Below are 8,784 nucleotides of genomic sequence, written 5' to 3' on the forward strand. Positions count from 1 at the left end.
ACGCCGCGAGCGCGCCCGCGTCCGCAGCGAGAAGGGCATCCGATGGGGCGGCAGACCCCTCCTCGCCGCGTGATCCAGCAACCCGGCGAACGTATCCGGTCACAGCACTAGACCGTTGCCGCTCTTCCGGCCCGCCGCGACCGCAACGAGCAACACCGGTCGGAGGAACTGCTGCGCCACCCAGGTCGCCACTCAGGGCACCTCGGCGGGTAACTCCGCAGGTAGGCCAAGCAGTGTCATGGCGGCGAACGCGTAACCATGTCGCATCGCGCCGATCACCCGTGGCGATCCGCTCCTGGATCCGCCGGCTGAAGCGAAGCACCGAACTCATCTCCAATCACCCCGGCGGGTGACCCGCAGAACGAGGGCCGGGAAGACCACCGCTCTGAGGGACACCCAATCGGCCGCAGGCTGTCCTGGCTCACCGATATACAAGGACCATGACCAGCCGGGAAGCCGAAGAGTGGCCGGGCCGATGCCCGAGGCCGGGGTATCGGTACCGACAGCCCCACGGAGAGACAACCGCGGCCGCCGAAGGCGAACTCGTTGCTGCCGACGAGGCGCTCATCAGCGGGTCAAGATCACCAGTTGCCTAGGCTGGCCTGATGCCCCGTCCTGAGTGCAGCGTACGCACTATGCCGAAGGCGGTGGCGGCTTCCGCCGTGGGTCTGCTCCTCGCCATGGCCAACGGCTTGCGGTCCCGGTACGTCCGGCACGGCCTCATCCCCGGCGTCGGCCGCCTCCATCGAGTTGGCGATTTCTGCTGTGCCGCCCACGCTTTTGCCGCCGACCTCGCCGACCGCGTCGGCTCCGCCCGTATCGGTCCGGCTGCCCGCACCGAGCACTGGTTCCGGGGTGGTCGCCGGGGATGGAGGTGAGGTCGAGGGTTTCGGGGGTGGCCCGGGGTGTTGTCGGTGTGGCGGGCGGTGAGCAAGACCTTGTTTGTCGGTGGTGGGGATAGCGAACTGGGCGTCGGTGTCGACGGGGGCGGCGCTGATGCTGGTTCCGGTGACGTTCCCGATGACGCCGCCGAGGGAGGCGATGGGATGCCAGCTGCCGTTGGCCCCGCCCAGGGTGTGACACATGCCGTTGCTGGCGATGAAGGCGAGGTTGAGGCCGCTGCTCTGACGGGAGACGGCCACGGCGGTCACGGGCGTGGTGGTGCCGGCCCGAGATCGGCTGGGAGGTAACCGTCCAGGTCCGCATCCAACTGCTCTGCGACGACGGGCACTTCATCAGCGTCGTCCAGCTGCGGGCGCTGGGCGGATCGGTGGTGTTCGCCCGGGAGTGGCAGCGCCGGGTGCCCCGCGGGCCGTCCTGAATCGGACCGTTCGCGATGTGACAATGCCCTTACCAGAAGCGCGAGTCGGGGAGGGCGGGCATGCTGGAGGAGACGGTGTACCGGACCGAGGACGTGGAACCGCCGGACCGCTTCGACCACTGGCGGGATCAACTCACCCGGATGATCGCACCGTTCGATGCCCGCACCGAGCACACGGCAGACTTCCGGGCCGAGGTGCGCGTCCTGCCGCTCGGCGACCTGGTGCTGTGGACGATGGAGCACCCGCCGGTCACCGCACGCCGGCCACCGGGCCTGGTCCGCTCGTCCACCGACCCGGAGTTGTACCTGCTCTCGCTTCCCTTCGAGGACGCCACGTCCGCGGTCCGCTCCGACAGCCTCGGCGGGTACCACCCGCACGACCTGGTCCTGCAGGACAGCACCCGGCCCTCCCTCCTCCAGGCGAACACCGACGATCCGCGCCAGCGGATCCGCGGGGCCTGGCTGACCGTTCCCCGGCAGGCGCTGCCGCTGCCACCGGACAAGGTAGCCGGGCTGATCGCCCGCCGGATGCCCGGGGGCGAAGGGGTGGGCGCCCTGCTCGTCCAGCTGCTCAACGGCATCGCCGCCGACACCGGCGCCTACCGCGCCGGTGACGCGCCCCGGCTGGGCGCCGCGGCCCTCGACCTGGTGTCGGCGCTGCTCGCCCACCACCTCGACGCCGAGGGCGCCGTACCGCCGGAGAGCCGGCGCCGGGCGCTGGTTCAGCGCGTCCGGGCCTTCGTCCGCGCCCACCTGCACGAGCCGGACCTCAACCCCGGTGCCGTCGCCGCCGCGCACCACATCTCGGTCAGCTACCTGCACCGCCTCTTCGAGGGCGAGGAGGAGACGGTCGCCGCCTGGATCCGCCGCCAGCGCCTTGAACGGGCCCGCCGCGACCTCGCCGACCCGGCCCTGGCTGCCACCCCCGTCCACGTCATCGCGGCCCGCTGCGGGTTCCCCCGCGCCGCCGACTTCAGCCGCGCCTTCCGCGGCGCGTACGGCCTGGCGCCTAGCGACTTCCGCTACGGCGCCGCGACGGCCGGCGGTGGACTCTGAGCGAAGTGATCGTGGACTGACTGCTAGCGACAACCAACTTGGTCCTTCGGAAAGCTGATGACGTGTCCGCCGCAGGCTTCGAGCGGTGGGCACGGGCGCATCAGCACGACGATCCGCCCACCAGATCCGACGTCGTCGACAGGACAGGGGAGTCCATGTCCCACCCGACCGGCACGCCACCCTGGCCCCGCGCCCGGGCAAACGTGTCATCCATACACGCAGCTCGCCGTCGCAACGGTGTCCTGCGCAACACCGCCGTCGCCCTGGCCGTGGTGCTCGCCGCCGAGGCCGCCGCCGTCATCATGACGACCGGTCAGGCCGTGGCCGTCACCCTGGAGCAGTCCCCGAAGCCCGTCGAGGCGCAGGGTCCGGCGGAGGCCAAGGATCTGGCCACCGCCCACCTCAAGGCCCGGCTGGAGAACCGCCGGATCGAGGTGGTGGACGAGCGCACCGAGTCGACCACCACCTGGATCAACCCGGACGGCACCACCACCCTGGACCTCGCCTCGGGCCCGGTCCGCTACAAGGACAGGTCCGGCAAGCTCCAGCCGATCGACGTGGACCTCGCCCGGCAGTCGGACGGCAGTGTCAAGGCCAAGGGCCACCCGCTGAACCTGTCGCTGGCTGGCGCCACCCCGCCCGCCGCCGCGTCGAAGTTCAAGGCGGCCGGTGCCCCGGCCGGGGACGCGAAGGCCCCGACCACTCCGCTGGTCTCGCTGGACAACGGCAACGGCACCGCCATGTCGCTGTCTTGGCGCGGCGCCCTGCCCGAGCCCACGGTGGACGGCGCCAAGGCCCGCTACGCGAACGCGCTCACCGCCACCGACCTGGTCATCGAGTCCACCCGGACCGGCTTCGAGCAGTTCCTGGAGCTCAAGGACCGCTCGGCGGTGGCCGCCAACGGCAGCGTGACGCTGACCCTGGACGCGGCCGGCCTCCAGGCCCGCCACAACACGGACAACTCGGTCTCCTTCCTCGACCCGAAGACCGGTGAGGAGAAGGGCCAGCTGCCCGCCCCGGTGATGTGGGACGCGCGGGTCGACGAGCGCAGCGGCGAGCACACCCGCACCGCGCCGGTCGCGCTGAAGGTCACCCAGGACGGGAACGCGATCGACCTGACGCTGACCCCGGACGCGGCGTTCCTGAACGACCCGAAGACCACGTACCCGGTGACGATCGACCCGGCGGTCAACATCGGCGTTGGCTTCGACACCTTCGTGCAAGAGGGCAACGGCACCGACGTGTCCTCGCAGACCGAGCTGAAGCTGGGCAACAACGGCTCCGGCCAGAGGGCCCGCTCCTTCCTCCAGTTCCCGATGGCGAAGATCAGCGGGAAGCAGATCACCGGCGGGAAGCTCAACCTGTGGAACTTCCACAGCTGGTCCTGCACCGCGAAGAGCTGGGAGGTCTGGGACACCGGCACGGCCACCACGGCCACCCGCTGGACCGCCCAGCCCGGCTGGCACAACAAGTGGGCCACGTCCACGGCGACCAAGGGCTACTCCAGCTCCTGCAACGACGGCTGGGTGAACCAGGACATCACCAGCCTGGTCAAGGCCTGGGCCGCCAACGGAAACGCCAACAACACCCTGGGCATCCGGGCCACGGACGAATCCGACCCGTACGGCTGGAAGAAGTTCAACTCCGGCAACGCGTCGTCCAACACGCCGTACCTGTCGGTGACTTACAACACCCCGCCGGCCGTCTCCAGCCTGGTCTCCCCGGCCGACGCCGCGCTCACCGGCGACTCCACGCCGACGCTGTCGGCCAAGTCGACGGACCCCGACGGCGGCAACATAGCCCTCGACTTCGAGGTCTGGACCTCCGCCGGCACCGCGGCCCTCCAGTCCGGGCGCACCGCCATGGCCGCCTCCGGCTCGACGTTCACCTGGACCCCGGGCACCAAGCTGGCACCGGGCGCCTACAAGTGGCGTTCGCGTTCCTGGGACGGCACCGCCAACAGTGCCTGGTCCGCCTTCCGCACCTTCACGGTGGACACGACCGTTCCCGGTGCGACGACCGTCTCCTCCGGTGACTTCCCGGCCGGCCAGTGGGCGGGCACCTCGGACGCCAACGGCGACTACAGCGGCACCTTCACCTTCACTCCGCCGACCGGCGACGTGAAGGACGTCCAGTACAAGCTGGACGGCGGGGCCTGGGTCACCGCGGCCACCACCGGCACGCCGGTCAGCGCCAAGCTGACCTTCAAGGCGGGCGCCCACACCGTCACCGCGCACAGCCGGGACGCCGCGGGCAACGTCTCCGCCGACAAGACCTACGCCTTCTACGCCGGAAAGGGCTCCGCCCTGGTCGCGCCCGGCGCGGGCGAGCGCCCGGCCCGCCGCACCTCGCTGCAGGCGGAGGGCAACAGCACCTACACCGGGGTGCGCTACCAGTACCGCCGCGGCGAGACGGACGCCTGGAAGGACGTCCCGGTCGCCAACGTCACCACCACCGACGGCAAGGCGGTGATGGCCTGGCCGTTCGCCGCTCCCGGCGGCAAGCCGACCGCGCTGACCTGGAACATCACCGACACCCTGGCCGAGAACGGCCCAGTCGACGTGCGGGCGGTGTTCACCGACGGCACCGCCATCGACGCCACCGAGCCGAACACCATTGCTATCGACCGCCGGGCCGGCGACGCCCCGGAGGCCCAGGTCGGCCCCGCCACCGTCAACACGCTGACCGGCAACGCCGAGCTGACCGCGAACGACGCTGCGGCCTTCGGCCTCTCGGCGAGCCGTTTCCACTCATCGCGTACCCCTGACGCAGGGGTGACCGGAGAAGGTCAGGCGGCGATCTTCGGTCCGCAGTGGAGCTCCGGCACCACTGCCGAGATCACCGACGCCGACTACTCCTACGTCCGCCAGACCTCGGCGACCTCCCTGGCGGTGGTCTCCGCGGACGGCTCCGAGACCGGCTTCACCGCCACCGGCGCCGACGGCTGGAAGCCCGAGCCCGGCGCCGAGAGCCTCACCCTCACCGGCGCGCTCACCGGTGCCTTCACCCTGAAGGACACCGCCGGCACGACGGTCACCTTCGCCAAGGTCGACCCGGCCGCTACCACCTGGCAGGCCTCCGGCTCCTCGCTGCCCAGCGACAACTCCACCACCTCCGTGGTCTCGGAGAAGGTCGTCACCGGCGGCAAGACCCTGGCCCGCCCGAAGTACGTGGTCGCGCCCACCTCGGCGACCGCCTCCGCCAACTGCGCCGCCGTGCCGTCCACGGTCGGCTGCCGGGTACTGGAGTACGTCTACGCCGACACCACCACCGCCACCGCGTCCGCCCTGGGCGACACGGCCGGCCAGGTGAAGCAGATCCGCCTGTGGTCCACCGACCCCGGCACCACCACCGCCACCCCCGTCGTCGTCTCGCAGTACGCCTACGACGACCAGGGCCGGCTGCGCGAGGTCTGGGACCCGCAGATCAGCCCGGCACTGAAGACCGCGTACACCTACGACGCCACCGGCCGGGTCACCACCGTCACCGAGCCCGGCGAACTGCCGTGGACCCTGGAGTACGGCAAGGCCGGCAACGCCGCCACCGCCGGCGACGGCATGCTGCTCGCCGCCTCCCGTCCCTCCCTCAAGCAGGGCAGCAAGGACGTCACCGACGGCACCGCGACCACCTCGATGGTCTACGACGTCCCGCTGAGCGGCGCCAACGCGCCCTACCCGCTGGCGCCGTCCGACGTCGCGGCCTGGGGCCAGAGCGACGCCCCGACCGACGCCACCGCCGTGCTGCCGCCTGACGCCGTCCCGGCCACCCACGACGGCAAGGCGCTCGGCACCGCCGGCTACAACCGCGCCACGTTGACGTACACCAACGCCTCCGGCCGCGAGGTCAACACCGCCACCCCCGGCGGCGCCATCACCACCACCGAGTACAACGCCTACGGCAGCCCGGTGCGCACGCTCTCCGCGGAGAACCGCATCCTCGCCCTGGCCACCACCGGAGGCGACCTGAACAAGCTGCGCGCCCTCGGGATCGCCGGCCGCTCGACGGCCGACCGCGCCCAGGTGCTCTCCTCGACCTCGCTCTACTCCGCCGACGGCAAGCGCCTCACCGAGCAGTACGGGCCGCTGCAGCTGGTCACCCTGGAGCACGCCCTGGCCGCCTCCGGCACCAGCCCGGCCCTCGCGGCCGGCGCCGAGGCCCCGGCCCGCGCCCACACCGTCAGCGCCTACGACGAGGGCCGCCCCGCCGGCGCCGCGGTCAGCGACATGACCACCTCGGCGACGGTCGGCGCCCGGATCGACGGCTACGCCGCCGACGCCGACACCCGCACCACCACCACCGGCTACGACTGGGCCCAGGGCCTGCCGACCACGTCCGTCCAGGACCCGGCCGGCCTGAAGATCACCACCACCACCGGCTACGACAACGCCGGCCGGGTGACCTCGCAGAGCCGCCCGAACTCCACCGGCTCCGACGCTGCCACCACGGTCACCTCGTACTACGGCCCGAACGGCACCGGCCCGTGCGCCGGTCACCCCGAGTGGGCTGACCTGGTCTGCTCGATCGCCCCGGCCGCGCAGATCGCCGGCGGCGGCACCAACCCGCTGCAGTTGCCGACGAAGACCTTCCAGTACGACCGCTGGGGCAACGTCACGGTCCAGACCGAGACCGCCAACGGCGTCACCCGCACCACCACCCGCAGCTACGACGCGGCCGGCCGCCCGGTGAAGATCTCGACCACCGGCGGCACCGGCACCGCCCTCGCCGACACCGTGCTCGGCTACGACCCCGCCACCGGCCAGCAGGCCTCGATCAACAACGGCAAGGCCACCATCACCCAGGGCTACGACAAGCTCGGCCGCCAGGTCTCCTACGACGACGGCGCCGGCAACGTCACCACCACCGAGTACGACAAGCTCGACCGCCCGGTGAAGAAGTCCGACTCGGTGCCCTCCACCGTGACCTACGGCTACGACACCGCCAAGGACCCGCGCGGCCTGCCCACCTCCCTGACCGACTCGGTGGCTGGCACCTTCACCGCCACCTACGACGTCGAGGGCCGCCTCGTCACCCAGACCATGCCCGGCGGCAACACCCTGACCAGCACCTACGACAGCCAGGGCATCCAGACCGGCAAGACCTACACCAACCAGGCCGGCACCGTCCTGCTCGCCGACACCGCCGACTACACCGTCCACGGACAGCAGGCCGGCCGCACTCAGAGCGACGGCAACAGCACCACCAGCAGCTACACCTACGACGCCACCGGCCGCCTCACCAAGGCCGCCGACAGCACCGGCCTGGCCTGCGCCACCCGGAGCTACGCGTTCGACAAGAGCAGCAACCGGACCAACCGCACCAGCGTCACCGACGACTGCGACCCGGCCACCGCCGACGCCGTCACCCGGGCCGAGAACCACGGCTACGACACCGCCGACCGCCTCACCGACGCCGGCTACGTGTACGACGCCTTCGGCCGCACCACCGCCCTCCCGAAGGGCACCCAGGTCGGCTACTACACCAACGACCTGGTCCGCACCGAGACCCTCGGCGACACCCGCAAGACCTGGGACCTGGACGCCTCCGGCCGCCTCGCCCTCTCCACCACAGAGACCAAGAGCACCGACGGCACCTGGACCGTCACCGCGCAGGACACCAAGCACTTCGACGGCGGCAACGACAGCCCGACCTGGTCCAAGGACGCGGCCGGCAAGCTCACCCGCAACGTCCAGGACCTCACCGGCCAGCTCACCGCCGCCACCGGCACCGACGGCGGCGCGATCCTGCTGCTGACCAACCTGCACGGCGACGTGTCCGTCCAGATGTCCCCGGACGGCACCGAGGACCTCGCCGTCTACCACTACGACGAGTACGGCAACGTCGTCGACGCCACCGGCTCGGCCGAGTACGGCTGGCTCGGCGGCCAGCAGCGCGAAGCCGACAGCCTCTCCGGCCTCACCCTGATGGGCGTGCGCCTGTACGACTCGACCACCGGCCGGTTCCTGCAGACCGACCCGGTCCTGGAGGGCTCGCCGAACGCCTACGGCTACCCGGTCGACCCGATCACCATGGACGACCTGACCGGTCTGAGCTGGGTGAAGAGCTGGACAGTCCACCTGTCCAAGAAGCGCGCCGCCAGTCTCTCCTTGCAGCTGAAGGTGGGCGGAAGCATCGCCAAGTTCATCTCCGCGCTCCTCGTGGACATCCCGCACCGGGGGGTGCGGCTGATCTCCCAGGTCCTGAAGTGGGCGGGCACGGCGGCCAAGGCCCTCGGCCTGGCGATCCAACTGGCGAACATCCGCCACGGCAGCCGGGGAGTGAACATCAAATTCGGCTTCTGGCACCGGCACTGGTACAACATCCCGGTCCCCTTGGTGAAGGTCACCACCAGGTACTGACCGCACCACGTCGCAACTCGGCCGGCCCGGCCCGGGCTACGTCCCCGGGCC

At 71.3% G+C, this 8,784-nt stretch carries 3 protein-coding genes; 2 read left to right on the forward strand and 1 reads right to left on the reverse strand.

What is annotated here, in order from left to right:
- Window positions 1–581: 581 nt before the first annotated feature.
- Complete coding sequence (locus ACFU7Y_RS33495; protein ID WP_380770626.1) at window positions 582–1,151, reverse strand: hypothetical protein; 570 nt, start codon at window positions 1,149–1,151, stop codon at window positions 582–584.
- Between the two features lie 230 nt (window positions 1,152–1,381).
- On the opposite strand from ACFU7Y_RS33495, the gene ACFU7Y_RS33500 reads away from it, so the two are divergent.
- Complete coding sequence (locus ACFU7Y_RS33500) at window positions 1,382–2,377, forward strand: helix-turn-helix domain-containing protein (protein ID WP_380770627.1); 996 nt, start codon at window positions 1,382–1,384, stop codon at window positions 2,375–2,377.
- A gap of 203 nt (window positions 2,378–2,580) precedes the next feature.
- Complete coding sequence (locus ACFU7Y_RS33505) at window positions 2,581–8,733, forward strand: DNRLRE domain-containing protein (RefSeq protein WP_380770628.1); 6,153 nt, start codon at window positions 2,581–2,583, stop codon at window positions 8,731–8,733.
- Window positions 8,734–8,784: the final 51 nt, after the last annotated feature.

This window comes from Kitasatospora sp. NPDC057542 (genome assembly GCF_042801945.1).
GTDB lineage: Bacteria > Actinomycetota > Actinomycetes > Streptomycetales > Streptomycetaceae > Kitasatospora.